At 61.9% G+C, this 24,741-nt stretch carries 21 protein-coding genes and 1 other annotated feature; of the genes, 12 read left to right on the forward strand and 9 right to left on the reverse strand.

What is annotated here, in order from left to right:
* The first annotated feature begins 126 nt into the window (after positions 1–126).
* The 5 genes from JL39_RS12580 to JL39_RS12600 all read left to right on the forward strand — a co-directional run bounded on the left by JL39_RS12580 (position 127) and on the right by JL39_RS12600 (position 6,195).
* Positions 127–1,320, forward strand: a complete 1,194-nt coding sequence (locus JL39_RS12580) for an AI-2E family transporter (RefSeq protein WP_037150608.1) — start codon at positions 127–129, stop codon at positions 1,318–1,320.
* Positions 1,317–2,036, forward strand: a complete 720-nt coding sequence (gene hdaA, locus JL39_RS12585) for a DnaA regulatory inactivator HdaA (RefSeq protein WP_037150610.1) — start codon at positions 1,317–1,319, stop codon at positions 2,034–2,036. The genes JL39_RS12580 and hdaA overlap by 4 nt, the downstream gene beginning before the upstream one ends.
* A 61-nt stretch (positions 2,037–2,097) precedes the next feature.
* Positions 2,098–4,290, forward strand: coding sequence for an RNA degradosome polyphosphate kinase (locus JL39_RS12590; RefSeq protein ID WP_037150612.1), 2,193 nt, complete (start codon positions 2,098–2,100; stop codon positions 4,288–4,290).
* A 5-nt stretch (positions 4,291–4,295) separates the two neighbouring features.
* Complete coding sequence (gene ppx / locus JL39_RS12595; protein ID WP_037150615.1) at positions 4,296–5,816, forward strand: exopolyphosphatase; 1,521 nt, start codon at positions 4,296–4,298, stop codon at positions 5,814–5,816.
* A 121-nt stretch (positions 5,817–5,937) separates the two neighbouring features.
* On the forward strand, positions 5,938–6,195 hold the full coding sequence (locus JL39_RS12600) for a membrane protein (RefSeq protein WP_037150617.1): 258 nt from the start codon (positions 5,938–5,940) through the stop codon (positions 6,193–6,195).
* A gap of 259 nt (positions 6,196–6,454) precedes the next feature.
* Here the strand turns inward: JL39_RS12600 and JL39_RS12605 are convergent, their stop codons facing one another.
* Both JL39_RS12605 and JL39_RS12610 read right to left on the reverse strand, forming a co-directional pair.
* The gene (locus JL39_RS12605) at positions 6,455–7,813 is read right to left on the reverse strand and encodes an esterase-like activity of phytase family protein (protein WP_037150620.1); all 1,359 of its coding nucleotides are present in this window, start codon (positions 7,811–7,813) and stop codon (positions 6,455–6,457) included.
* A gap of 126 nt (positions 7,814–7,939) precedes the next feature.
* Positions 7,940–8,833, reverse strand: coding sequence for an AraC family transcriptional regulator (locus JL39_RS12610; protein ID WP_081952815.1), 894 nt, complete (start codon positions 8,831–8,833; stop codon positions 7,940–7,942).
* On the opposite strand from JL39_RS12610, the gene JL39_RS12615 reads away from it, so the two are divergent.
* Positions 8,832–9,239 carry a DUF2000 family protein gene (locus JL39_RS12615; RefSeq protein ID WP_037150622.1) on the forward strand — a complete coding sequence of 136 codons (408 nt, stop codon included), beginning with the start codon at positions 8,832–8,834 and terminating at the stop codon, positions 9,237–9,239. The two genes, JL39_RS12610 and JL39_RS12615, sit on opposite strands and share 2 nt — an antisense overlap.
* Before the next feature lie 9 nt (positions 9,240–9,248).
* On the opposite strand, the gene JL39_RS12620 is transcribed toward JL39_RS12615, so the two are convergent.
* Entirely contained in the window at positions 9,249–10,253 is a 1,005-nt protein-coding gene (locus tag JL39_RS12620; RefSeq protein ID WP_037150625.1) for a DUF2891 domain-containing protein, read from the reverse strand.
* A 317-nt stretch (positions 10,254–10,570) separates the two neighbouring features.
* On the opposite strand from JL39_RS12620, the gene JL39_RS12625 reads away from it, so the two are divergent.
* The gene (locus JL39_RS12625) at positions 10,571–11,533 is read left to right on the forward strand and encodes a hypothetical protein (protein WP_037150628.1); all 963 of its coding nucleotides are present in this window, start codon (positions 10,571–10,573) and stop codon (positions 11,531–11,533) included.
* A gap of 270 nt (positions 11,534–11,803) precedes the next feature.
* Here JL39_RS12625 and rnd read toward each other — a convergent pair whose 3' ends face one another.
* Both rnd and JL39_RS12635 read right to left on the reverse strand, forming a co-directional pair.
* Positions 11,804–12,949 (reverse strand): ribonuclease D, encoded by a 1,146-nt coding sequence (gene rnd, locus JL39_RS12630; RefSeq protein ID WP_037150925.1) that lies wholly within the window; start codon positions 12,947–12,949, stop codon positions 11,804–11,806.
* Positions 12,950–13,026: 77 nt separating this feature from the next.
* Positions 13,027–14,265, reverse strand: coding sequence for an MFS transporter (locus tag JL39_RS12635; protein WP_037150630.1), 1,239 nt, complete (start codon positions 14,263–14,265; stop codon positions 13,027–13,029).
* Positions 14,266–14,436: 171 nt separating this feature from the next.
* Between JL39_RS12635 and JL39_RS12640 the strand changes: the two genes are divergently transcribed.
* From JL39_RS12640 to JL39_RS12650, 3 genes are all read left to right on the forward strand, one after another.
* Positions 14,437–14,967 (forward strand): isoprenylcysteine carboxyl methyltransferase family protein, encoded by a 531-nt coding sequence (locus JL39_RS12640; RefSeq protein ID WP_037150632.1) that lies wholly within the window; start codon positions 14,437–14,439, stop codon positions 14,965–14,967.
* Positions 14,968–15,136: 169 nt separating this feature from the next.
* Positions 15,137–16,927: an aspartate--tRNA ligase gene (aspS, locus tag JL39_RS12645; protein ID WP_037150634.1), complete on the forward strand. Its 1,791-nt coding sequence runs from the start codon at positions 15,137–15,139 to the stop codon at positions 16,925–16,927.
* Positions 16,928–16,939: 12 nt separating this feature from the next.
* A complete protein-coding gene (locus JL39_RS12650; protein WP_037150635.1) occupies positions 16,940–17,521 on the forward strand; it encodes a hypothetical protein in 582 nt (193 codons plus the stop codon).
* Positions 17,522–17,539: 18 nt separating this feature from the next.
* Here the strand turns inward: JL39_RS12650 and JL39_RS12655 are convergent, their stop codons facing one another.
* Genes JL39_RS12655 through JL39_RS12665 form a run of 3 tightly spaced genes read right to left on the reverse strand, consistent with a single transcriptional unit; the run spans position 17,540 to position 21,156 of the window.
* The gene (locus tag JL39_RS12655) at positions 17,540–18,691 is read right to left on the reverse strand and encodes a serine hydrolase domain-containing protein (RefSeq protein ID WP_037150637.1); all 1,152 of its coding nucleotides are present in this window, start codon (positions 18,689–18,691) and stop codon (positions 17,540–17,542) included.
* A 38-nt stretch (positions 18,692–18,729) separates the two neighbouring features.
* Positions 18,730–19,737, reverse strand: coding sequence for a lipid A biosynthesis lauroyl acyltransferase (locus JL39_RS12660; RefSeq protein ID WP_037150639.1), 1,008 nt, complete (start codon positions 19,735–19,737; stop codon positions 18,730–18,732).
* Positions 19,738–19,743: 6 nt separating this feature from the next.
* Positions 19,744–21,156 carry a cytochrome P450 gene (locus tag JL39_RS12665; RefSeq protein WP_037150641.1) on the reverse strand — a complete coding sequence of 471 codons (1,413 nt, stop codon included), beginning with the start codon at positions 21,154–21,156 and terminating at the stop codon, positions 19,744–19,746.
* A 192-nt stretch (positions 21,157–21,348) separates the two neighbouring features.
* Here JL39_RS12665 and JL39_RS12670 point away from each other — a divergent pair, with 192 nt between their 5' ends.
* Both JL39_RS12670 and JL39_RS12675 read left to right on the forward strand, forming a co-directional pair.
* Positions 21,349–21,672, forward strand: a complete 324-nt coding sequence (locus JL39_RS12670; RefSeq protein ID WP_037150643.1) for a DUF1236 domain-containing protein — start codon at positions 21,349–21,351, stop codon at positions 21,670–21,672.
* Positions 21,673–21,765: 93 nt separating this feature from the next.
* Positions 21,766–21,823, forward strand: a sequence feature (sul1 is cis-regulatory element that is thought to sense ions involved in sulfur or methionine metabolism; They are found in Alphaproteobacteria).
* A gap of 72 nt (positions 21,824–21,895) precedes the next feature.
* Positions 21,896–23,383 (forward strand): SulP family inorganic anion transporter, encoded by a 1,488-nt coding sequence (locus JL39_RS12675; RefSeq protein ID WP_037150927.1) that lies wholly within the window; start codon positions 21,896–21,898, stop codon positions 23,381–23,383.
* A 60-nt stretch (positions 23,384–23,443) separates the two neighbouring features.
* Here the strand turns inward: JL39_RS12675 and JL39_RS12680 are convergent, their stop codons facing one another.
* Positions 23,444–24,634, reverse strand: coding sequence for a hypothetical protein (locus JL39_RS12680; RefSeq protein ID WP_037150646.1), 1,191 nt, complete (start codon positions 24,632–24,634; stop codon positions 23,444–23,446).
* Between the last annotated feature and the right edge of the window lie 107 nt (positions 24,635–24,741).

Below are 24,741 nucleotides of genomic sequence, written 5' to 3' on the forward strand. Positions count from 1 at the left end.
CGCCCCGATATGCAAGCGTTCAGGCTGCTTTTGAAGGCTTTTCACAGCCCAACGACCGGACTCTTGACCTGATACGCCCGCTTCCATATGCCTTGATCGGCCCGGCCAATACCAGGGGAAGCAGAGATGCCATACCATATCAGCGGCGCGAGCCTGAAACGCCACATCCTGTTCTGGATCGGCGTGCTGGTCGTCTTTATCCTGTTTCTGTGGTTCTTCCGCACGATTCTCCTGCCCTTTGTGGCGGGCATGGCGCTTGCCTATTTCCTCGATCCGGTCGCAGACTGGCTGGAGCGGCGGGGTCTCAACCGGCTGATGGCGACGGTCGTCATCCTTGTCTGCTTCGTGCTGGTCTTCGCGCTGTCTCTGATGCTGGTGATCCCGATCATCATCAGCCAGTTCACCGGCTTTGCGGCGGCGCTTCCGGGCTATATCTCGCAATTGCAGCAGATCATCTCCAGCCCTGAGACTTCCTTCCTGCCAAGCTGGGTCGGTGCGCAGATCGAGACGGTCAAGCAGAACTTTTCCGAGGTGCTGAGCCAGGGCGCCGGCTTTCTCGGCTCGCTGCTCACGCAGATCTGGAATTCCGGCAAGGCGATCGTCGACGTCGTATCGCTGCTGATCGTGACGCCGGTGGTCGCTTTCTACATCCTGCTCGATTGGGACCGCATGGTCGCCAGGGTGGATAGCTGGGTTCCGCGCGATCAGGTCGACACCGTCAGGCAGATCGCCCGCGAGATGGATCAGTCGGTCGCCGGTTTTATCCGTGGCCAGGGCTCGCTCTGCCTCATCCTCGGCATCTTCTATGCGGTAGGCCTCTCGCTGGTCGGTCTGAATTTCGGCCTGCTCATCGGCTTCATCGCAGGCATGATCAGCTTCATCCCCTATATCGGCTCGCTGGTCGGCCTCGTGCTTTCGGTCGGGGTTGCGTTCGTGCAGTTCTGGCCGGATTACGCGTGGATTGTTGCGGTCGCCGGCGTCTTCTTCATCGGCCAGTTCCTCGAGGGCAATATCCTGCAGCCGAAGCTGGTCGGCAAAAGCGTCGGACTTCATCCGGTCTGGCTGATGTTCGCGCTCTTTGCCTTTGGTGCGATATTCGGTTTCGTCGGGCTCTTGATTGCCGTGCCGGCCGCAGCCGTGGTTGGCGTCCTTGTCCGCTTCGCGCTGGCGCGGTATCTTGACAGCGATATCTATTACGGACGAACGACCACGCTTCCCTGGGAAGGGGCGCCTCCGCCCCGAGTGCTGGAACACCGTCAGGATGGCAGCGGAACCAGCGCAGCAAATGATGCTCAAGAGAGCAGTTCGAAAGACCAATGAACGAGACCACTGAGCGCGAGCGGCGGAGAAGCGAGCAATTGCCGCTCCAATTCATTCATGATGCGGCGAAGAGCCGGGATGACCTCCTGGTCTCCGAACGCCTGGCTGCGGCCGTCGCGATCGTCGACGAATGGCCGGCCTGGCCGTCGCCGGTCGTCGTGCTGGCGGGGCCGATCGGCTCGGGCAAATCGCATCTCGCGCATATCTGGCGGGAGAAGGCCGGCGCCACGGACATCCATCCGGTGGTCGGTTCGAATGCCGCGGCCCTTGCAGCCGCCGGCCCGGTCCTGTTCGAGGATGCCGATAGACGCGGTTTCGACGATGCGGAGCTCTTCCACGTCATCAACAGCGTGCGCGAGAATGGCCATAGCCTCCTGTTGACCTCGCGCTTGTGGCCAATATCGTGGGGCGTGACGCTGCCGGACCTCAAGTCGCGGCTCAAGGCGGCGACCATAGTCGAGATCGGTGAGCCGGACGAGGAGCTGCTCGCCCAGGTGATCGTGAAACTTTTCGCGGATCGGCAGCTTTATATCGATGACAAACTTGTCGGCTATATCGTCAACAGGATGGAGCGTTCCCTCGGTGCGGCCCAGACGATCGTCGACCGGCTGGACCGGCTGGCGCTCGCCCGCGGCACCAGGATCACCCGTCCGCTGGCGGCCGAAGTGCTGAACGATGTCGGAAATTCTGGCGCCGGCGCCAAGGACGGTGATTGACTGTGACACTTTCCTCGCCGAACTTGGCGTTCGAACCCAAAGGGTTAGCGGAGGATGCGAAATGGATTCGATGACGACGGAAACGCAGCAGGCCGAAATCGCAGCGGTCGATTCCGCCGCTGAACTGTTGACGAGCCCGGACCGGTTCATCAACCGCGAATTCTCCTGGCTGCAATTCAACCGCCGCGTTCTGGAAGAAACGCTGAACACGGCCCATCCGCTTCTGGAACGGGTGCGCTTCCTGTCGATTTCCGCAGCCAACCTCGATGAATTCTTCATGGTCCGCGTCGCCGGTCTGGAAGGCCAGGTGCGCCAGGGCATCATCGTGCGCAGCCCGGACGGCAAGACGCCCGCCGAACAGCTCGACGCCATCCTTCGGGAAATCGACAATCTGCAGATGGAACAGCAGGCTTCGCTCGCCGTGCTGCAGCAGTATCTTGCCAAGGAGGACATTCTGATCGTCCGTCCGGCGGCGCTTTCGGCGGAAGATCGCGCCTGGCTGGCCACGTCCTTCGACGACGAACTCTTCCCCGTCCTGACGCCGCTCTCGATCGATCCCGCCCATCCGTTCCCCTTCATCCCGAACCTCGGCTTCTCCATGGGCCTGCAGCTTCACAGCAAGCACGGCAAGGAGCCGATGACGGGGCTCCTGCGCCTGCCGACCACGCTCGATCGCTTCATCCGCCTGCCGGACGAAGGCGCGGCGATCCGCTACATCACGCTGGAGGACGTCGTCGGCATGTTCACCGACAGGCTCTTCCCCGGTTATGAGGTGAAGGGCGCCGGCACCTTCCGCATCATCCGCGACAGCGATATCGAGGTGGAGGAAGAGGCCGAGGACCTGGTGCGCTTCTTCGAGACGGCGCTGAAGCGCCGCCGCCGCGGCAAGGTCATCCGCATCGAGACCGATTCGGAAATGCCGGCGTCATTGCGTCAGTTCGTGGTGCAGGAACTCGGCGTGCCGGATAATCGCGTTGCGGTTCTGCCCGGCCTTCTGGCGCTCAACACCCTTTCGGAAATCACCAGGGCGCCGCGCGACGACTTGAGGTTCGAGCCCTATAACGCCCGATTTCCCGAGCGGGTTCGCGAACATGCTGGCGACTGCCTTGCGGCCATCCGCGAAAAGGACATGGTGGTTCACCACCCTTATGAATCCTTTGACGTGGTTGTGCAATTCCTTCTGCAGGCGGCGCGCGACCCGGACGTGCTCGCCATCAAGCAGACGCTCTACCGAACCTCCAACGACAGCCCGATCGTCAGGGCGCTGATCGATGCGGCCGAGATGGGCAAGTCGGTGACGGCGCTGGTGGAATTGAAGGCCCGTTTCGACGAGGAGGCAAACATCCGCTGGGCCCGCGACCTCGAACGTGCCGGGGTGCAGGTCGTCTTTGGCTTCATCGAACTGAAGACGCACGCCAAGATGTCGATGGTGGTGCGCCGCGAAGAGGGTAAGCTCCGTACCTACTGCCATATCGGCACGGGCATCTATCATCCGGTCACCGCCAAGATCTACACGGACCTGTCCTTCTTCACCTGCAATCCGAAGATCGCCCACGACATGGCGAACGTCTTCAACTTCATCACCGGCTATGGCGAGCCGGAAGAGAGCATGAAGCTGGCGGTCTCGCCCTATACGCTCAGGTCGCGCATCCTCAGGCATATCGAGGAGGAAATCGTCCACGCGCAGAGCGGCAAGCCCGCAGCGATCTGGATGAAGATGAACTCGCTCGTCGATCCGGACATCATCGATGCGCTCTACCGGGCAAGCCGGGCGGGCGTCGAGATCGACCTCGTGGTGCGCGGCATCTGCTGCCTGCGCCCGCAGGTGCCCGGCCTTTCCGAGAATATCCGCGTCAAATCGATCGTCGGCCGCTTCCTGGAGCATAGCCGCATCTTCTGCTTCGGCAACGGTTACGGCCTGCCATCCGACAAGGCGCTCGTCTATATCGGCTCGGCCGACATGATGCCGCGCAACCTCGACCGCCGCGTCGAGACGCTCGTGCCGCTCCTCAATCCGACCGTGCATGAGCAGGTTCTTTCACAGATCATGCTGGGCAACTTGATTGACAACCAGCAGAGCTACGAGATATTGCCCGACGGCACGTCGCGGCGCATGGAAGTGCGCAAAGGCGAAGAACCTTTTAACGCGCAGCACTATTTCATGACCAATCCAAGCCTCTCGGGGCGCGGTGAGGCTCTGAAGTCGAGTGCTCCCAAACTGATCGCCGGCCTGATGTCCGGACGCAAGAAATAGGCAATATGGTACGATCCGAAGCCCAGGGGCGCCTTCCGGGGATTGCCCCTGTTTCCGTCATCGACATTGGCTCGAACTCCGTTCGTGTCGTCGTTTATGAAGGCCTGTCCCGCGCGCCGACGATTCTCTTCAACGAGAAGGTTCTTTGCGGGCTCGGCAAGGGGCTTGGATCCAGCGGCCGGATGGACGAGGAGGCCGTCCAGCGCGCGCTTTCGGCACTGAGGCGCTTCAAGGCGTTGTCGACGCAGGCGCGCGCCAACGAAATCTATGTGCTGGCGACGGCGGCTGCCCGTGAGGCGTCGAACGGACCGGACTTCATCCGCGAGGCGGAGGATATCCTCGGCCAGGAGATCCAGCTTCTCTCCGGAGAAGAGGAGGCGCGTTATTCGGCGCTCGGTGTCATCAGCGGCTTTCATGATGCGGACGGGATCGCCGGCGATCTTGGCGGCGGTTCGCTGGAACTCATCGACATCAAGGGCAATGATTTCGGCCGCGGCATCACGTTGCCGCTCGGGGGACTGCGATTGTCCGAGTCCTCCGGAAATTCTCTCTCCAAGGCGCGCACCTTCGCCCGTAAGCAGGTCAACACCGCGCGGTTCCTTGAACAGGGCGCTGGCCGCACCTTCTATGCGGTCGGCGGCACCTGGCGAAATATCGCCAAGCTGCACATGGAGATGACGAAATATCCCTTGCACATGATGCAGGGTTACGAACTGCCGCTCGCGGATATCCAGAAATTCCTCGAAGAGGTGATCGCCGCCAAGGACTCCAAGGACCCTGCCTGGCAGGCGGTGTCCAAAAGCCGCCGTTCGCTGCTGCCCTACGGCGCCATCGCCATGCAGGAAGTGCTGAGTGCGATGAAACCCGCCAGGGTGAGCTTCTCCGCGCAGGGCGTGCGCGAAGGCTATCTCTATTCGCGGCTTTCCGACGGAGAGAAGGCAAGTGACCCGCTGCTCGCCGCGGCCGGCGAACTGGCGATCCTGCGCGCCCGCTCGCCCGAACATGCCCGCGAGCTAGCGGAATGGACGGGCCGCATGGTGCCTGCTTTTGGCATCACCGAGACGGAGGAAGAAAGCCGCTATCGTCAGGCCGCCTGCCTGCTCGCTGACATAAGCTGGCGCGCCCATCCGGATTATCGCGGTCTGCAGGCGCTCAATATCATCGCTCATTCCTCTTTCGTCGGCATCACCCATGCAGGCCGTGCCTATCTGGCGCTCGCCAACTACTATCGCTTCGAGGGACTGAACGACGACGGTGCGACGGGCCCCTTGGCGACGATTGCCACACCGCGCATGCTCGATCTTGCCAAACTGCTCGGTGGCCTGCTGCGTGTTGTCTATCTCTTCTCGGCCGCGATGCCGGGCATCGTCCACAACTTGACGTTCCGCCCGTCTTCCGACCCCGATCTCGATCTGGAATTCATCGTGCCGCCGGCCTACCGCAATTTTGCCGGTGAAAGGCTGGATGGTCGCCTGCAGCAACTGGCGAAGCTGACCGGCAAGCGGCTGGCGTTCCGGTTCGAATAGATTCCGGGAAACTTTATCGCTCCCCGATTGCAATTCACGTCGACAATCCCGACATCCACCGTGAGGCAGACCATTTTGGCTGCCCGGCGTGCAGGAAATTGCGGGACAGGGGAGACGAGTGATGAAGAAGCTAGTTGCAGTTGCCCTGCTGACGGTGGCCCTTGCAGGCTGCACCGCCGTTGCATTGGAACCCATTCCGGGCAGCATCACCTATGGCGGACAGCCGCGCAGCAAGCTAACGAAGTCGCCGGTCGGCAGTCCCGTCACCCATCAGTTCTACGGTCAGGACGGTCGCCGGTATTACGAGACCTACATCATTCAGTCGGACCGGAGCCTGAAACTGGTCGACCGCTATGCGATCGACATACCGGTCAATTGATTGAATGCGTCAGCCCCGGCGGATGCCGGAGCTGATGCTGCTGACAAAGGGCGGCAACTCTTCTTCCGTCATGCTCGGGCCTGTCCCGAGCATCTGACCACCTCTATACTCTCGAAATTATCCCAACATAACCAATGATTTGGCAAGGGATGGCAGATCCTCGGGACAAGCCCGAGGATGACGTCTTGCATGCCGGAAGGTTTGCCAACAAACTAGGCCCCGGCGGATGCCGGGCTGAGATGTTCGATCTGGACCTGAACTACTTCGCCGCCAGGAATTCGCCGACTTCGAGCAGGCTGAATTCGTTGTCGTCGGCCTTGTCGACGGCGCGGCCGGCCGAGAAGGGCAGGTTGTTGTCGTTGCCGATGATGATATGCGTCGCATCGACCACGTCGACATTCTCGATCGTCACGAAAGGCATGTCGTAGACACCCTCGACATTACCCGCCTTCTTCTTCTCGTCCGGATCCTCAATCTTCATGAGATCGATGTAGCCGATCTTGCGGACGGCCTTGCCGACATTCCCGTCGGTCATCTCGATCTTGTAGACGCGCTTGTGCTTTGCAGGCGCGTTGAAGCAGGTCGGTTCGGGCTTGGCCGGATCGGCGCAGGCCTTGTCGGCGGTGCCGGCGCCGTTGTCGCGCTCGATGACGAGGGCGGTCGTGGCGTCGATCATGTTGAAGTCGCCGATCGCTTCGCCGCCCTGGGATAGGGGATAGAGCCAGGAGCGGCCGGTCCATGCCTTCGAGGCGACGTCGAATTCGACGATGCGCAGCGCCGTCATTCCGTCCGCCTTCTCGACCGAACCGTCTTCCAGATAGAGCGGGCCTTCCAGCAGGCCGTAGAGCTTCGAGCCGTCCTTCGACATGGCCATGCCCTCGTAGCCGCCCGAGCGCTTCAGGTTGAAGGCGGCCATTTTTGCGGCCGGGTTGGCCGGCGTGGTGAGCGTCGGATTGTCGGGCGACTTGACCGGCTTGCCATCGATCACGGTCGCGATCACGTCGGTCAGGCGGCCTTCGGTGTCGAACTTCAAGAGATAGGGGCCGAATTCCTCGCCGAGCCAGAAGCCGTCGGCGACCGGCTGGATCGATTCGATATCGAAATCGGCGCCGGTCAGATAGCGGGTGTCGGAACCTTCCATGGTGATCGGGAAGGGCGCGATCCTGTTCGGATCGGAGAGGAAAATATTCTTCACGACTTCCGCCTTGTTGGCGGCCCAGTCGAATTTCATCTGGTGCAGGAAGAGCATGGCGTCGGAGGAATTGGCCTTCGAGCCGAAACCGTTGTCCGACAGCGTCCAGAACGTGCCGTCGGCCATCGTCTTGATGCCGGAGAAGCCCTGCAGCGGCTGGCCGTCGAACGGCAGCTTCACATCGGTGACGCGGACGCCGTCCTTGCCCGGCAGCGTGCCGAGGGCCTCGGTGCGCTTGCGGTCGGGCGTGGTGAACTTGCCGGACGTCTTCAGGAAGGCTGGCGCGTCGGCCGGAGCCGGAACGATCGTGTTGGCGGGCAGGATTGCCTGGCCGACGAGTTTGGCCGGGAAGGCTTTTTCTTCGGCAGCAGCAGAACCGCCGATCAGCGCAGCGAGAGCAACGGAGGCGAGAAGGGGTCGGATCATGAGATCACCTGTTGGTTGGCGTGTCAAAGACGCCTACCGCATAGGGAGCGGTCGTGACGGCCGGGTGATGGAACATTGAAGCTTCGATGAAGCTTTGATGACGGGATATCGAGGTCGATTTGAACGTCAGGCGCTTCTCTTGAGCGCCACCCAGCGGCCCGGCGTCATGCCGAAGGTTTTCTTGAAGTGCCGGGTGAAATGGGCCTGGTCGGCAAAGCCTGCGCCGAAAGCGGCATCCGCCAGGCTTCCGCCTTCGAAGAGCAGTTGTTTTGCCCGGTCGAGCCGGCGCATGACCAGATAGCGGTGTGGGCTTGTCCCCAGGAGCTTCCGGAATTGCCTTGAAGTCGTGTAGCGGTCGAGGCCGCTGACGGCTTCCAGTTCCTGGGAAGAGACGGCGCGGTCGCAATTGTCCTGGAGATAGTCGCGGCAGCGGAGCACGGCATCGCGCGAGGTCGATTTGTCCGGTAAAACGCCGCGACTGTCCGCGTGACGCCAGAGGCTTGCCGTAAGCCGGGCGATCAGGTCATCCAGCAGAAGCTCCTGCGGCGTGGCGTCAAGATCGTCGAGCGCCTCGGCGAGGCAGTCGCGGAAGGCATCGTCTGCCATGACGGGCTCGGGCACGAAGGGCAGTCCGGCCACACCACCCGCCGCCTCGATCAGCCGTTCCGGCGGCAGGTAGAGCATGCGGTAACGCAGGCCGTCGTCGGTGCCGGCGGCGCCGTCATGCACCTCGTCCGGATGCAGGACGATGACATTGCCGGGCAGGCTCACGCGGACGGAGCCGCGATAATGGAACGTCTGGACGCCGGAAAGCGTGATTCCGAGCGCATAGGTGTCATGCCGGTGCGGCGAAAAGCCGTTGCCGTGGAACCGCGCCTCGATCCGCTCGATGCCGCATGAGGAGGGAGCTTGGACGATGCCGTCCGGCTTTCCCTCCGCCTTGCACGAACGTTCAAGACCGGCGGTGCTTGCTGCCGCTATCGCGTCGGTCCTTGCATAACCTTCGACGGAGTTCTTCATGTTCGACACCAAGATCGCGCTCGTGCTTCGCGATGACCTCGCCCCCTGGCAGGAGCTCAATGTGACCGCTTTCCTGATGAGCGGCATCGTCGCCCAATCTCCCGCGATCATCGGTGAAGCATATCGGGATGCGGCCGGCCATGTCTACAATCCGATGAGCATCCAGCCGGTCGTGGTCCTGTCTGCCGAGCAGGAGACGTTGCGCATGATCCACCGGCGCTCGCTCGAACGGGAAGTGACAACATCGGCCTATATCGAGGAGATGTTTGCGACAGGCCACGATGCGGCGAACCGCGCGGTGTTCGCCGAGTTTGCGCCGGACGACGCCAGGCTGGTCGGGATTGCGCTGCGGGCCGAGAAGAAGATCGTCGACAAGATCACCAGGGGAGCGAAGATGCACCGGTAACTTTTCCGCTCATGCCTCCAGCGCCAGCGTCGCGAAACTCGCCAGCCAGTGCTCGCCCATATAGTCGCCTTCCACATGGGGAAGTGCGCTTGCAAGATGGTCTTCCGCCGCCTTCTCCATGATCGGCCGCCGCGGATCGCCTTGCGGCAGGGCTTTCGCGAGCGACCGCCAGCACCAGGCGCGGGAAAGATTGAGACCGTCGAGATGGGCGATCTTGCCGTCCGAGCGGTCGGAGACGGAGGCCGGCGAAAACAGCGTCGCGGGCCTCCGCGCCACGATCTCAGGCAGGAAACGGTCGAACCAGGGCAGGAAACCCTCCGCCGGCATCAGCCGCCGCATGCATTCGGCTTCCACGAGCGCTGAAGAGAGAAAATCGTCGCCGGAGGGTTCGCCCCAGGCCGGGCAGGCCTCGTCCTTGCCATACCAACGGAGCGCCGTCTCCGTTAGCAGTCCGAGCAACGCGGTATCGCCGATCGTCTCGGCATAGTCGGCTGCAAGCCGCATGGCAAAGGCGGTGTTGAAATGTGTGCCGACCCGGACCGGATAGGTGGCGACCGGCAGGAAATCGGTGAAGCGACCGGTGAAGACATCCGACAGAGGTTTAAGGTTCTCGAACCAGCACCGCTCATCGAGCAGCGACAGTTCGGCGGAAAGTTTCAGGAGCCAACCCCAGCCATAGGGCCGCTCGAAACCGCGCGACGTGGGCTTTGCCTGATAGGCGCATTCGCCCGCCACCTTGTCCGGCACCAGCATCGCGTCGAACAGCGCCCGGATGTTCCTTGCCGCCGGGATATCCGGGAATGTCCGCAGGATATGCGCCATCATCCAGTAGCCGTGCACGCAGGAATGCCAGTCGAGGCTGCCGTGGAAGATCGGATGAAGCTGGCTTGGTGTTTTCGCATCTTCCGGGCCTGAAAACACGTTGGCCGGCTTGTTTGGATATTCGCGCCCGACGTGCCCGAGCGCGATCGCGGCAAAATGCTGGGCGGTCTCGGCGGTGAGGGACTGGCGCATGTGGATTGGCTCGCTTTGAAGGAGCGGCGATGGGCGGACATCGTCGCGTCGGGGGTAAGATGATGGGCGAGATCACCATACGAAACCGGCCGGATCAAGCCGGAAACGGGTGCGGGCATATGCTCGCCGGCAATCCCGTGTGATCGAGACGGCCGGCCGGCGTCAAGTTTCTCTTAACGAAGGCGGCGGTTTTCATCGGATGTTTTATGCAAAAATTCTTATGCTGCATTGCGATAGCGGCGAGGGCGCGTTACCGTAAATGGGGGCCGCCAAGATTCACGAATTCGCTCTAGCAAAGATTTCGTAAAGGATATCAGATGCTTGACGCTTCCAGATCCAAGCCGAGAGATCTCGAGACCATTGCCCGTTCCGGCGGACCGCTTCGCCGCATCACCGCACGCATACCGACCTATCTGACCGACGTGCGCGAAAATCCCGCATGGTTGCCGATGTTTCTTCTGGCGCGGACGATGCCGTTCCGCCGGGCGCATTGGCTGACGGCGAAGCCGGTCCGAACGGCAACGCCGGGACCTTCGATGTTCGGCGATTTGGATGCGCGGACCATTGCGGCGGAGCTGAAAGGCGCGGGGATATTTGCCGGCCTCACCCTGCCGGACGACATCCACCGGGAGATCGCCCGCTTTGGCCGGGAAACGCCGTGTTTCGGCAATTTCGAGCGCAAGCTCGAATTTCTGGCCGGCGAACATGCGGAAGCCGAGCGGCGTTTCGGTCGCCCGATCCTGAGCGGCCATCACTTCGAACGGGTCCTGCAATGTGAGGCGGCCGTCGCGGTGCAACAGGACCCGCTTCTCATCGACGTGGCGCGGCACTATCTCGGCGGCGAGGCGAAACTGATTACCACCCGGATCTGGTGGAGTTTCCCCACCAAGGCGGCAACCGACGCGGATCTCAGCCGCGCCTCGTTCAAATACCACTTCGACCTGGACGACTGGCGCATGCTGAAATTCTTTTTCTACCTGTCGGACGTCGATGCCGATGCCGGCCCGCATATATATGTCCGGGGCAGCCACAGGCGCCGGCGCATCAAGCATCAGCTGACGCTGCTGGTCGGTCATCCGGCGGAAGAGGTGCTGGAGTTCTACGGCGAGGAAAACGCCGTCACTTTGACTGGCCGCGCAGGAACGGGCTTTGTCGAGGACCCGTTCGGCTTTCATATGGGCACGCTCGCGAAGCAGAGCCCGCGTCTGATGATGGAGGTCGGATTCGGCGTCTCGAAACCGTCGAAACGCCGCTATCACGGCGAACCGGTTATTCGATAGGGAAGACTGTCGGATGGTAGCGCCGGAATGACCTGGCGCGAAATATACGACGCTCCGCTCTTACCCCCCTCTGTCCTGCCGGACATCTCCCCCTCAAGGAGGGAGATCGGCTGGACGCATCGGCTTCCCCAAACAACAACGACGAAGTCCGGCAAGGGGTTAGTTTGGTGGGGAAAGAGCACGCCGCTTGTGATCTCCCCCCTTGAGGGGGAGATGTCCGGCAGGACAGAGGGGGGTGAAACAGGGGAAAAGCGAAAATGCCGTAAGCCCCTAAAGCTCGACCGCCTCGACCTTCTTGTTGACGAAGCGGAGCGCCACGTCGCCGTCGATCAGCTTCAATGCGGTGTCGCCGAAGAGGTCGCGACGCCACCCGGAGAGGGCGGCAACCTCGGCCTTGTCGCCTTCGGCGGCGATCTTCTCCAGGTCGTCCGTATTGGCGATGACCTTGGCGGCAACCCCCTGCCTGTCGGAGATGAGTTTCAGGAGAACCTTGAGCAGTTCGACGGCCGCGGCCGTGCCCTCCGGCACATGCGCATGCTTCGGCGGATGTGGCATCTCGGTTTTCGGCAGCGCCAGCGCGGCATTGACCTGCTCGATGACCGCAGCACCCGAGGCCGAGCGCTCCCAGCCTCTCGGAACCGTGCGCAGCCTGGACATCGCTTCCGCATCCTTCGGTTGCTGCTGCGCGATCTCATAGATCGCATCGTCCTTCAGCACGCGGGAGCGCGGGACGTTGCGGCTGCGCGCCTCGCGCTCGCGCCAGGCGGCGACGAATTTCAGGATGGCAAGCTCAGTCGGTTTCCTGAGCCGCGCCTTGAGCCTCAGCCAGGCATCATCCGGATGCAGGTCGTAGGTCTCGGGCGATTCGAGGATCGCCATTTCCTCGGTGAGCCACAGCGCCCGGCCTTCGCGCTCGAGTTGCTCCCTCAGCGACAGATAGACGTCGCGCAAATGGGTGACGTCAGCCAGCGCATATTCGAGCTGCTTGTCGGAAAGCGGTCGCCGGCTCCAATCGGTGAAGCGCGAGGACTTGTCGATATGCACGCCCTTGATGCGGTTGACGAGCTGGTCATAGGAGACCGAATCCCCGAAGCCGCAGACCATGGCGGCCACCTGCGTATCGAAGATCGGATGCGGCACGAGATTGCCGAGATGGTAGACGATCTCGATATCCTGCCGGGCGGCGTGAAAGACCTTGGTGACCGAAGGGTTCGCCATCAGCTCGAAGAAGGGTTTGAGGTCCAGCCCCTTGGCGAGCGGATCGACCAGCACTTCCAGGCGCGGGCTTGCCATCTGGATGAGGCAGAGCTCCGGCCAGAAGGTCGTCTCCCGGAGGAATTCGGTATCGATGGTGATGAAGTCCGATTTGGCCAGCGCATGGCAGGCTTCCTCGAGGGCGGCGGTCGTTTCGATCATTTTTGCGTTCATTTGAGGGTGATCAACCTTCCTTTCGCGTCCGACGGCATATGTCAATACAGAACGGGATTTAAGTGTTACTCGCGCTCGTCTTTATCGGGAGGACCGGCGAGCCTGTTGAAATAGGCGGAGGTCCGGAGCAGAGCGCGGAAACGCGAGCTGCGCTCCGACGGCGGCACGGGCGGCCGCGCGCCCATGCGCCGGATCGTAAACACAAGGAAGCCCGCAAAGATGAAGGACGTATAGGCGAAGAAGGCCCGCGGCCCGTAATATTCGAGCAGTATGGAGGCGAGCAGCGGCCCGATGGTCGCACCCACCGACCAGTAGAAGAGCAGGCCCGCAGAGACCAGCGCGTGTTCGCCTTCCTTCGCGTAGTCGTTGCCGTGCGCCGAGCAGAGCGAATAGAGCGGCATCGAAAAGGCGCCGAACAGGAAGACGCTGACGATGTTGGCCGTCTCGTTGGTTCCGGCCCCGAAGGAGAGATAGGCGCCGGTAATGATCGAGCCGATCGTCGTCCAGAGGATGACGCGCCGCCGGTCCAGCCTGTCGGAATAGATGCCGAGTGGATATTGCAGCACGACGCCGCCGATGATGCCGGCGCTCATGAAGGTGGCGATCGAGGTGATGCTCATGCCGATCTCCTCGGCATAGATCGGCCCGATATTGCGGAAGGCGGCCATGGAAAGGCCGACCGAAATGACGCCGACCACCGCGAGCGGCGAGATGCGCCAGACGGCCTTGAGATCGAAGGCGATCTTCTCAGGCGGGGCAGGGCTCGATCTGTCAGCGAGCGAGATCGGCACGAGCGACAGCGTCAAAGCGATCGCAATGATGTTGAAGACGAGTGGCCCTTCGATGCCGGCCACCGGGATGATGTATTGTGCGATCGTCACGGAACTCAGGTCGACCAGGCGATAGATCGAGAGCGTCCGGGCGCGGTTGGCATTGGTGACCTTGGCGTTGATCCAGCTTTCGACGGTCGCAAAGAGGCTTGCGACCGCGATGCCGATCAGGAAGCGCATGGCGAACCAGACGGCCGGATCGACGATCATCGACATGCCGAGCGAGGCGGATGCCGTGATTGCAGCCATGGCGGAGAAGGTGCGGATATGGCCGATGGCGCGCAGCAGCCGTGTCACGTAGATGCAGCCGATCGCGAAGCCGACGCTGTAGCCGGCGCCGATCATGCCGATGACCGAGGGGGAAAAACCCTCGGCAGAGCCGCGCAACGCGATATACGTTCCCTGCAGTCCGTTGCCGCCGATCAGGATGCCTGCGGTGACGAGAAGGGGGATCAACGGACGGAGATGGTTCATCGAACTTTGTTGCGTGAGGCAGGGCTTGAATCGCGCCGATCGATGCGCTCAGAGCAACTCATAGACGAAGAACGTTACATCTGTCTTGGAAAATTCACCCGCAGTCGACCCATGCCTATGGTTTCGCGACGGGGCTTCGGTTAATTGCTGACGACCGGAGGCTTAATCGTCATGAGTCCCATTCTCATTGTTATTTTCCTCGCTGCCGCTGCAGCCCGAATCGCAAGCGTCGTCGTGTCGAAGCGGCATGAGCGGCAGCTTCGAAAGCAGGGGGCGGTGGAATATGGCGCATTGAACAGCGCGCTGCTGGCGCTGGCTCACACGGTCTTTTACTTCGCGGGACTGGGTGAGGGGTGGATCAGGCAGGCTCAATTCGACGCCGTGTCGATGACCGGCCTCGCCATCTTCGTCGCCGCGATGCTGATGCTCGTATGGATCGTCGGACTGCTTGGTGATATCTGGACGGTGAAGATCATGATCGCGCCGAACCATCCGATCAGCCGGCATATGCTGTTCCGCGTGATCCGGCATCCGAACTATTTTCTGAACATCCTGCCGGAACTCATTGGTTATGCCCTGATCTTCCACGCCTATCTCACGCTGGCGATCGGGCTTCCGGTCTATCTCGTCATCCTCGCCATCCGCATCGTGCAGGAGGAAAAGGCGATGCGGGACCTGTTCCGGGGCACTGGCGCGGCTTGATGGCAGTCCTATATCCGGCCTCGGGTTCGAAGCGTTTTTGCCCGCAAACCGGTTCTGCCTTGACAAAGCAGGCCCATCATGCGCTTTTCGCGCCGATTTTCCATGAGACCGGCCGGCAGTGCCGCGCACGCCGACAAGCCGTCATACGCATCAGTCCAGGATTCTTGAAATGCATCGTTACCGCAGCCACACCTGTGCCGCCCTTCGGAAGTCCGATGTCGGTTCCACCATCCGCCTGTCCGGCTGGGTGCATCGCGTGCGAGACCATGGCGGCGTTCTCTTCATCGATCTGCGCGACCATTACGGCACGACGCAGATCGTCGCCGACCCGGATTCGCCGGCCTTCCAGATGGCCGAGACCGTGCGTGGCGAATGGGTGATCCGCGTCGACGGCCTTGTCAAGGCCCGCTCCGAGGACACGGTGAACCCGAACATGGCGACCGGCGAGATCGAACTCTACGCGCAGGAAATCGAAGTGCTCTCCGCGGCGAAGGAACTGCCGCTGCCGGTCTTCGGCGAGCCGGATTATCCGGAAGACGTGCGCCTGCGCTACCGCTTCCTCGACCTGCGCCGCGAGACGCTGCATAGGAACATCGTCAAGCGCACGCAGGTCATCTCGGCCATGCGCCGCGAGATGACCAATGTCGGTTTCACCGAATATACGACGCCGATCCTGACCGCCTCCTCGCCGGAAGGCGCGCGCGACTTCCTGGTGCCTTCCCGTATCCACCAGGGCAAGTTCTTCGCGCTGCCGCAGGCGCCGCAGCAGTACAAGCAGCTTCTGATGGTGGCAGGCTTCGACCGCTATTTCCAGATCGCCCCCTGCTTCCGCGACGAGGACCCGCGCGCCGACCGCCTGCCGGGCGAATTCTACCAGCTCGACCTCGAAATGAGCTTCGTGACTCAGGAAGACGTCTGGAACACGATGGGTCCGCTGATGACCTCGATCTTCGAGGAATTCGCCGACGGCAAGCCGGTGACCAAGGAATGGCCGCGCATCCCCTATGACGTCGCGATCCGCAAATACGGTTCCGACAAGCCGGATCTCAGGAACCCGATCGTCATGGAAGCGGTGACCGAGCATTTCGCCGGCTCCGGCTTCAAGGTCTTCGCCAACATGATCGCCTCCAATCCTAATGTCGAAATCTGGGCTATCCCGGCCAGGACCGGTGGTTCGCGCGCCTTCTGCGACCGGATGAACGCCTGGGCGCAGCAGCAGGGTCAGCCGGGCCTCGGCTATATCTTCTGGCGGCAGGAAGGCGCAGTCCTCGAAGGCGCCGGCCCGCTCGCCAAGAATATTGGCGAGGAGCGCACCGAGGCGATCCGCAACCAACTCGGACTGGAAGGGGGCGACGCCTGCTTCTTCGTCGCCGGAGATCCGCAAAAGTTCTACAAGTTCGCGGGCGAGGCGCGCAGCCGCGTCGGCGAGGAACTGAACCTCACTGACAAGGACCGTTTCGAGCTCTGCTGGATCGTCGATTTCCCGTTCTACGAATGGAACGAGGACGAGAAGAAGATCGACTTCGCGCACAACCCGTTCTCCATGCCGCAGGGCGGGCTTGAAGCGCTGGAAAACAAGGAGCCGCTGGCGATCAAGGCCTTCCAGTACGACGCCGTCTGCAACGGCTTCGAGATCGCCTCGGGCTCGATCCGCAACCAGTCGCCGGAAACCATGGTCAAGGCCTTCGAACTGGTCGGCCTGTCGCAGGCGGATGTCGAGGAGCGCTTCGGTGGCCTTTACCGCGCCTTCCAGTACGGCGCCCCGCCGCATGGCGGCGCCGCCTTCGGGATCGACCGCATCGTCATGCTTCTGACGGGCGCGAAGAACCTGCGCGAGATCACGCTCTTCCCGATGAACCAGCAGGCGCAGGACCTCCTGATGGGCGCGCCGTCGGAAGCAACGCCGACCCAGCTCCGCGAGCTCTCGATCCGGGTCATTCCGCCGCAGAAAAAGGACTGAGCGGCGGCTCCAATGGAGGAGCGCCTCTCGGGCATTCTGATTGCGGGAAGTTCAAACGTCGGCAAGACGACGCTCGCCAGGCGTCTGGCGGACGCGCTTGGCTGGCGGATGATCTCTACCGACAGCCTTGGGCGACATCCAGGCCGCCCTTGGCCTCAGGTCCGCAAGCCCGTTGCCGAATATTATTCTCGCCTTTCGCCTGAGACGATCTGCTGGTTTCTGAAGGTACACCACGAGAATATGTGGCCTCGGCTTGAGCAGATCATCAAGGAAGAGAGCGGGGCCGAGAGACGTTTCGTGTTCGAGGGTTCGGCGCTTCGCCCGGAATATATTGCGCCGCTGGTTTCCGAGAAAATTGCGGGGGTGTGTCTTTATGCGGATGCGGATTTCCTGCAGGCAAGGATGCGATCCGAAGCAAAATATGGTGAGGCCGACGACGTCAGCCGTGGTCTCATCGACAAATTCATAGAACGATCCTTGCGCGACAATTCCGAAATGCGCGCGTCGGCAAAGGAACATGGATTGGAGGCAATCGATGCCGCCGATCCCGACGCCGTCGCGGGCCTTTTCGACAGGCTGACGTCTCGCGCGTGAAGGCGGCAGGGAGCCTGCCTAGAGCGAAGCGGCAACAGCCTTCTTGATATCCAGCGTGAACTGGCCCCACATGCCTTCGAGCGTGGTGTTGGTGAGCGCCACCGCGGTGAGCTTCTTCGCCGGATCCATGAACCAGTGGTGGCCGTAAACGCCGCCCCATTGCAGCGTGCCGGGCGAAACAGGCAGAGCCGCTGCCGACGGGTCGAGGATGATTGCCCATCCGAAGCCGAACCCGAAGCCCGGTCGTGTCGGTTCCAGGAGGTTCCCGACCTGGTTCGTCATCATTTCCTTGACCGTCTTCTCCGAAAGCAGCGGCGCGCCGCCCTTGCGGACTGTCTCGAGCACGGCCAGCACGTCGCCTGCGGTTCCCGCCATGCCGCCGCCGCCGGAATGGAAGGAGAGGGGATCGAAGATGCGGTCGGGCGCGAAGGTTACGGAGCCGTCGAGTGCCCAGACCTTTTCCGTTTCGCCCATCCGCTTCGGCTCGGGCGATGCGTCCACGTAAGGGGCGGCCAGCCGGCTGCGGTCGACCACCGTGAAAGCCGTGTCGGAAAGGCCGAGCGGTTGCATGACGAGTTCCGCCACCGCATCGCCCAGACGCTTGCCGGTCTCCTTTTCGATGACGGCGCCGAGCACGTCCATGGAGACGGAATATTGCCAGCCGGCGCCGGGTTCAAAGAGCAGCGGCACGGAGGCGATGCGGCGAAGGTTTTCGTCGAGCGACAGGCCCGGCTGGTCGACGCCGTCCGAAACGCCGGCGCAGGCATAGGGGCCGTTCTCCGCGGCGAAAGCATAGCTGAGACCGGAAGTATGCGTCAGCAGATGCCGGATCAGGATGACCGGTTCGTTTCCGTCTTCGAGACGCGGCCTGAAATCCGGCAGCCATTTCGTGACGGGATCGTCCAGCCCGATCCGCCCCTGCTCGACGAGCCGCATGGCGGCAATCGTCACGATCGGCTTGGTGACGGAGGCAAGACGGAAGATCGTATCCTCTTTCATGGCGAGGTTGGCCTCGCGGTCCGCAAGGCCGGCGGCGCGGCGATAGACGGTCTCGCCGTCCCTGGCGATCAGCACCACCGTGCCGACCAGCCGTTGCGATGCAAGGGCGGTGTCGATCGCGTTATCGACGGCGAGGTAGGTCTTCTGCTTGCTTTCATCGAAGGGAGTCATAAGCCAAATCTCCTGTCTTGACCGGCCCCGATATGCATTCAGAGCGGCACGATCCGGTTGTCGAGGAAGAACCATTGGCCCGGATGGGCGGCGATGATCGGCTCGACCACGGAATTGAGCAATACTATATCTTCGACCAGCCGGCTTCCCGGCGAATCCTCCGGCGGCAAATCGACCGGCGGCAAAGCATGGAAGGTGAAGCGCGTCCCGCCGTCGCGGGTCAGATAGACGGGTTGAATGAGGGCGCCGGTCTTTCGCGCCATCCGTGAGACCAGCGCGTAATTGCTTTGCAGATGCGGCCTGCGTCCGAAGAAGGGGGCGCGCATGATCCCGCCGAACCCCTCGTCGCAATAGATGAGCAGGTTGCCGCCGGACTGGAGAATTCTCAAGGCAGGCCGGACATAGCTCCTGCCGGGCGGCAAGAGGCCAAGCCCGCCGCGCCGCCGGATGCGGTCGGTGATCCACTGGTGCGAGCGGCGCTTCGGTGGATCGTAATTGGTGGTGACAGTAAGCCCCATGTTGATCAGGCATTGCCAGAGAATTTCGAGGTTCCCGGTATGGAAGCCGATGAAGATCACCGGGCGGCCGGAGCACTGGGCAACGAGGTCTTTCGTGCCGACGAAGCGGATGTTGCGGCCGGCAGCCAGCCTTTGCAGGACGGAATATTCCGCCCGCTGCCGCCCCTGCGAATCGGCAAACTCTTCCGCCCACCGGTCGATCTCCGCCTCCGATGCATTCGGCCGGATGACCCTGAGATTGTTCCTCACACGGGAGAGAGCCTTTTTATGCCAGCGCGGCACGGCAAAGCGGCCAAGCGCGCCGCCGATTTCGGAAACCGCCTTTGCCGGCAATAGCTTGAAGGCAAAGAACATCAGGATTTCGCCGGCGTTGCTCAGGGCGTCGGGGCGCCAGAAATCGAGGAAGCGCTGCCGGGGCTCGCCGCCGGCGAAGAAATCGCCAAGCGTCGGCGCATCGGTTTCCCTGTAGAGCCAGGCCTTGCGCTTGGTCGGGCTTGCGGTGGGCGGCATATCTCCAGTCTCGGTCATCGACCCTCACCGCCGATGGAGGGTGACGGGCAGGCCGCCGCGGGGCCTCAGCGTCAGCCGGCTGACGGGCTCGACCCTGTGGTCCTCCGGCACGCGCAGGCGAAACCTTTGGGCGAGCACGGCAAGGCAGAGGATCGCTTCCGTGAGACCGAATTGCAGGCCCGGGCATATGCGCGGGCCGCTTGCGAAGGGAATATAGCTGTAGGGCGTCGGCCGCTTTTCCAGGAAGCGCTCCGGCTTGAAGAGATGCGGATCGGCGAAAAGCGAAGGTGTCCGGTGCAGGACCCACGGCACGATCAGGATGAGGGAAGCAGGCCTGACGTCGAGGTCGCCGATCAGGTCGGCCTGCTTCGCCTGTCGGGCGAGGATCGGGACGGGCGGATAGAGCCGAAGCGTTTCCTCGATCACCGCCGTGCACCATTTCAGGTTGGGTACATCCGCGACGGTCGGCACGTTGCTGCCGCAGATCTCTTCGATCTCCGCATGCACCGCCTCCTCGACCCACGGCGCCCTGGAGAGCAGATACCAGGCCCAGGTGAGCGTCGCGGCGGTGGTCTCGTGGCCTGCCATGAAGATGGTCGCCGCCTCGTTGCGGAGCGCGACCACGTCGAGATTGAGTTCCGGATTGCGCTTCTGCCTGCGGATCAAGAGCTCCACCATCGAATTGTCGTCGCCCTTGCCGGCCAGGTGATCCTCGATCACCCGGTCGATAATGCCATGGATGCGCTTGACGGAACGGCGGAGCGAAGGGGTTCGAAGGAGCGGCAGGCCTTCGTCGAAGCCGAGGAAATAGCCGATATTGATGGAGTCGATCAGCGCCTGATAGCTGGTGAATCCGTCGGTGACCATGCCGGCGCGTTCCTCGCCGAGATCATTGCCGAAGACGCTGCGGGAGATGATTTCCGCCGTCAATCCCGCCATCTCGTAGAGCGCATTGACGGACGCGCCGTCCCCGAGTCCCGTCCAGCGTTCGGCCAGTTCGAGCGACGTGTTCTTCATGATATCGCCGAAGGCGGGCACGCGGTGCTTGTGGACGATGTCCGCGACAAGCGGGCGCCTCTGTTTCCAGGTTTCGCCGTCCGAAATGAACAACCCGTCGCCGAGCAGATATTCCAGCGCCCGGCGCATCTGTGGCGTCTTGCGTTCGAAATTCTCGTGCCGGGTCGCGACCACGTATTTGATCGCCTCGGGGGAGTTCACGGCAACGATCTGCCGCCCGAAGAGCTTGATGTCCCGGACCGTTTCCCGGTGGTCGCTCTGTCGCCAGATCGACAGGAAATCCTGGCGTGCAGTCATCAGCCGCTGCAACTGGTTGCCGGGCCGGCCGCTGTAATAGGAGGGGTGGGCCGGCTCGAAACGCTTGCGGGCGGTCTCCAGCTTCTCGATCGTCTGCGTTTCCGCGGCAAGCCATGCCAGCATGGGAATAGAAACCTTTCATAGATAGCGGCGCTCCCCGAACATCGAGCCTGCCCATTGCGCCGCACCGCGGTTTTCACCTGCGCCTGCCTACGGCGTCAAGGTGTCGTTTGCCGCATTCAGCGCAAGCGGGGAGCGCGGGAACGATCGCTCGTTTGCATTGTTAGGTCGGCTCAAGCACAGGGAGAGAAGAACATGCACAAGACTCTCGCGGCTGTTTCCGCAGCGTTGATCGCTCTTTCGGGCGCAGCCTATGCACAAACGACAATCATCACGAAGGATCCGGCGGTTACCGGCTCGACGACGATGGAACTGCCCGGCGAGGTCCGGACCTATGTGATGGAACAGACCGTTCCGTCGGTCACCTATGACGGCACGCTCGCGGTTGGCACTGCGCTGCCGGACACCGTGGAAATCCATACCATCCAGGATCATCCGGACTACGCCTACACGGTCGTCAACGAACAGCGCGTCGTCGTCAATCCGCAAACGCGTACGGTAATCCAGGTTCTGGAATAACGCACCAGGAGAACCAGGAAGCCCGGCAAGGACAGCCGGGTTTTCGCTGTTGGTGTTGCGGCGCAGCATTTCGCAGGCTATTGTGTCGCATCACAAGGACTCGGGTGAAACTCCCGGGTGGCTCTTCCGGCCGCCGATCCGCCGGACAACGCAAAGCATCAGCCGTTCCGACACCCGGATATCTCTTTCCTGGCGGATGCAGTTCTTTTTGCGAAGTTTCCTGATGAACAAACTTTCTGCGTACCGCCGTGAATGGTTTTCCAACATTCGTGGCGATATTCTTTCGGGCATCGTGGTGGCGCTTGCCCTGATTCCGGAGGCAATCGGATTTTCGGTCATAGCAGGGGTCGATCCCAAGGTCGGTCTCTTCGCCTCTTTCGCCATTGCCTGTGTCTCGGCGTTTACGGGAAGGCGACCGGGGATGATTTCGGCCGCGACGGCTGCGACTGCCGTGCTGATGGTGACGCTGGTCCGCGATCACGGCCTTCAATATCTTTTCGCCGCGACATTGCTGATGGGCGCGCTGCAGATTCTGGCGGGGCTTGCAAAGCTTGGCCGGGTCATGCGCTTTGTCTCGAAGTCGGTCATGACCGGTTTTGTCAATGCGCTCGCGATACTGATCTTTATGGCACAACTTCCCGAACTGATCGGCGTTCCGGTCGAGACCTATGTCATGATCGCGGCGGGGCTTGCCATCATTTATCTTTTCCCGAGGATCACGAAAGCCATCCCTTCGCCTCTGGTCGCGATTGCTGTCCTCACCGGAGCATCGGTCTTCCTCGGCATGGATATCCGCACAGTGGGCGACCTTGGAGAACTGCCATCCGCGCTGCCGGTCTTCGCCCTGCCGAGCGTGCCCCTGACGTGGGAGACGCTTCAGATCATCTTTCCCTATTCGCTTGCTCTTGCTGCGGTCGGTCTATTGGAATCCCTGCTGACGGCAAGGATTGTCGACGACATGACCGACACGACCAGCAACAAGAGCCAGGAATGTATCGGCCAGGGTGTCAGCAATATCGCCTCCGGTCTCATCGGCGGCATGGGCGGCTGCGCGATGATCGGTCAGTCGGTCATCAATGTTTCCTCGGGTGGACGCGGCAGGCTGTCGACCTTCGTGGCCGGGGCTTTCTTGCTCTTCCTCATCGTTGTGCTCGACGATCTCGTCCGCATCATCCCGATGGCCGCTCTGGTTGCCGTGATGATCATGGTTTCGATCGGCACGTTTTCCTGGCGCTCGATCGGTGACCTCAGGCACAATCCGCTGCCGTCGTCGGTCGTCATGCTGGCAACCGTGGTGACGGTTGTCGCGACCCACGATCTGGCCAAGGGGGTTCTGGTCGGCGTGTTGCTGTCCGGCATTTTCTTCGCCGGCAAGGTCGCCCGTCTTTTCCACGTCCGCTCGGAACTCAACGCCGATGGCACGAGCCGGACGTATAGAGTTGACGGTCAGGTATTTTTCGCCTCCACGGAAAGCCTGATCAAGGCTTTCGACTTTGACGAGCCAATAAAAAGAGTGCTGATCGACGTGAGCGAGGCCCATCTATGGGATATTTCCGCAGTCGGCGCGCTTGACGACGTCGTGCTGAAATTCCGCCGGCGTGGAATCGATGTGAGCGTTCACGGTGTGAATGAAGCAAGCGCCAGCATGATCGATCGCTTTGCGCTTCACGACAAGGAGCATGCCTCGTTTGCAACTCCGGCATCTCATTGATGGAGAAAGAGCCCCGGAAAGCTCTGCTCTCCGGGGCGCCAAAAATTGAAGCTTGCCGTTTCAGTCGTTCGCCGTGACCTCGATGCCGAGTACCTTCGGTAGCGTGTCGGGGGCGCCCATGGCAGCGCCCATGACCATCGGGAATGGAACGCCGTTTTCGGGCTCGGCGCTGATAGTGAAGCTGCCGGGATTGTCGAGATAGGTGTTGACCGCCGCGCTCACCATGTTCTGCAGTTCCGGCAGGTTGTACTGCGCGAGCATCATCGGCGCCATGCCCTTCAACATCTGGGCCATCTGCTCGCCGGTGGTGCCTTGGCTCTTGCCCGCATAGTCGAGTGCGCGCTTGGTGATGCCGGCATCCTCGAAGCGGATTTCCGCACTGTTGAAGGTGAGGCGTTGCATCAGGCCGAGCATGGCGAGGCTCGCGGCTTGCTGCGCCTCTTCCTTATTGGGGTTCGCTTCCATCGCCTTGGCGGTCTCGTTTGCCGATTTGATGAAGTCCAGCGTGTAGCCGGAGATGCTGAACGTGAGATTGAGGCGGCCGATATCGGCGAAGTCGAGCGCATATTCGTCGACGTCCAGTGCACCGTCTTCCGGCGCCCAGCTTCCCTGCATCGTCACCTTGCCGTCGAGGGAGGCAATGCCGAGCTGCTGAAGGGCTTCCCTGGCCTTGGCGTCCTCGATGAGGCTCAGGTCGCTCTTGATGCCGTTGGCCTGGAGATCGAAGCCGATGGAGGAATTGTCGTCTGCCACTTCCGTCGTTAGGTTCGTTTCATCGACAGAGAAGGCAGGCTTGCCGTCGATCGTTGCAGCCATCTTGCCGATATGCGCCTCGTCATAGAGAAGGACCGCGTCCAGGCTGTTGGCGGTAGGATCGGATGGGACGACAAGGCCGCTCATCGAGATGTCCGAAGCGGTGAAAGTCGTCTTGTCCTGCGTGATGTCCACATTGTCGAAGGAAGCGGTTTCGATCGTGTAGCCGCCGTTGTTTTCCTCCACGCCTTCGAGGCGGATCGTGCCAAGCGGAAAGCTCGGCTGACCGGAGGTGGCGGTGAACCTGGCATTGGTAAGTGTCACATCCGAACCGTTGACCGCGACCGATTCTGCAGAGAGGCTGCCGCTGCTCTGGACCGAAATCGCATTGCTGATCTTGGCGACGAGGTCGTTGCCGTCCAGCGCGAAGGCCGGCCCGGCCAGTGTGGAAAGCACGACGCCGGCGAGAAGCAGCCGGGCCCTGGTGGAGTATTGCATCGATTTTTCCTCCTGGCGGGCAAAGGTTTGGCCCGCGATCATTTGAGTTGGTGCGGCAGTTATAGGCGAGGATGTTGAAACGTCCATCGGATTGTTCGGTATTTCTC

The organism is Rhizobium sp. YS-1r (genome assembly GCF_000757525.1).
Taxonomy (GTDB): Bacteria; Pseudomonadota; Alphaproteobacteria; order Rhizobiales; family Rhizobiaceae; genus Neorhizobium; species Neorhizobium petrolearium.

Coding starts and splice junctions, on each gene's coding strand:
- JL39_RS12580 (WP_037150608.1), top strand. CDS start 127: ATGCCATACCATATCAGCGGCGCGAGCCTGAAACGCCACATCCTGTTC.
- hdaA (WP_037150610.1), top strand. CDS start 1,317: ATGAACGAGACCACTGAGCGCGAGCGGCGGAGAAGCGAGCAATTGCCG.
- JL39_RS12590 (WP_037150612.1), top strand. CDS start 2,098: ATGGATTCGATGACGACGGAAACGCAGCAGGCCGAAATCGCAGCGGTC.
- ppx (WP_037150615.1), top strand. CDS start 4,296: ATGGTACGATCCGAAGCCCAGGGGCGCCTTCCGGGGATTGCCCCTGTT.
- JL39_RS12600 (WP_037150617.1), top strand. CDS start 5,938: ATGAAGAAGCTAGTTGCAGTTGCCCTGCTGACGGTGGCCCTTGCAGGC.
- JL39_RS12605 (WP_037150620.1), bottom strand. CDS start 7,813: ATGATCCGACCCCTTCTCGCCTCCGTTGCTCTCGCTGCGCTGATCGGC.
- JL39_RS12615 (WP_037150622.1), top strand. CDS start 8,832: ATGTTCGACACCAAGATCGCGCTCGTGCTTCGCGATGACCTCGCCCCC.
- JL39_RS12610 (WP_081952815.1), bottom strand. CDS start 8,833: ATGAAGAACTCCGTCGAAGGTTATGCAAGGACCGACGCGATAGCGGCA.
- JL39_RS12620 (WP_037150625.1), bottom strand. CDS start 10,253: ATGCGCCAGTCCCTCACCGCCGAGACCGCCCAGCATTTTGCCGCGATC.
- JL39_RS12625 (WP_037150628.1), top strand. CDS start 10,571: ATGCTTGACGCTTCCAGATCCAAGCCGAGAGATCTCGAGACCATTGCC.
- rnd (WP_037150925.1), bottom strand. CDS start 12,949: ATGATCGAAACGACCGCCGCCCTCGAGGAAGCCTGCCATGCGCTGGCC.
- JL39_RS12635 (WP_037150630.1), bottom strand. CDS start 14,265: ATGAACCATCTCCGTCCGTTGATCCCCCTTCTCGTCACCGCAGGCATC.
- JL39_RS12640 (WP_037150632.1), top strand. CDS start 14,437: ATGAGTCCCATTCTCATTGTTATTTTCCTCGCTGCCGCTGCAGCCCGA.
- aspS (WP_037150634.1), top strand. CDS start 15,137: ATGCATCGTTACCGCAGCCACACCTGTGCCGCCCTTCGGAAGTCCGAT.
- JL39_RS12650 (WP_037150635.1), top strand. CDS start 16,940: ATGGAGGAGCGCCTCTCGGGCATTCTGATTGCGGGAAGTTCAAACGTC.
- JL39_RS12655 (WP_037150637.1), bottom strand. CDS start 18,691: ATGACTCCCTTCGATGAAAGCAAGCAGAAGACCTACCTCGCCGTCGAT.
- JL39_RS12660 (WP_037150639.1), bottom strand. CDS start 19,737: ATGACCGAGACTGGAGATATGCCGCCCACCGCAAGCCCGACCAAGCGC.
- JL39_RS12665 (WP_037150641.1), bottom strand. CDS start 21,156: ATGCTGGCATGGCTTGCCGCGGAAACGCAGACGATCGAGAAGCTGGAG.
- JL39_RS12670 (WP_037150643.1), top strand. CDS start 21,349: ATGCACAAGACTCTCGCGGCTGTTTCCGCAGCGTTGATCGCTCTTTCG.
- JL39_RS12675 (WP_037150927.1), top strand. CDS start 21,896: ATGAACAAACTTTCTGCGTACCGCCGTGAATGGTTTTCCAACATTCGT.
- JL39_RS12680 (WP_037150646.1), bottom strand. CDS start 24,634: ATGCAATACTCCACCAGGGCCCGGCTGCTTCTCGCCGGCGTCGTGCTT.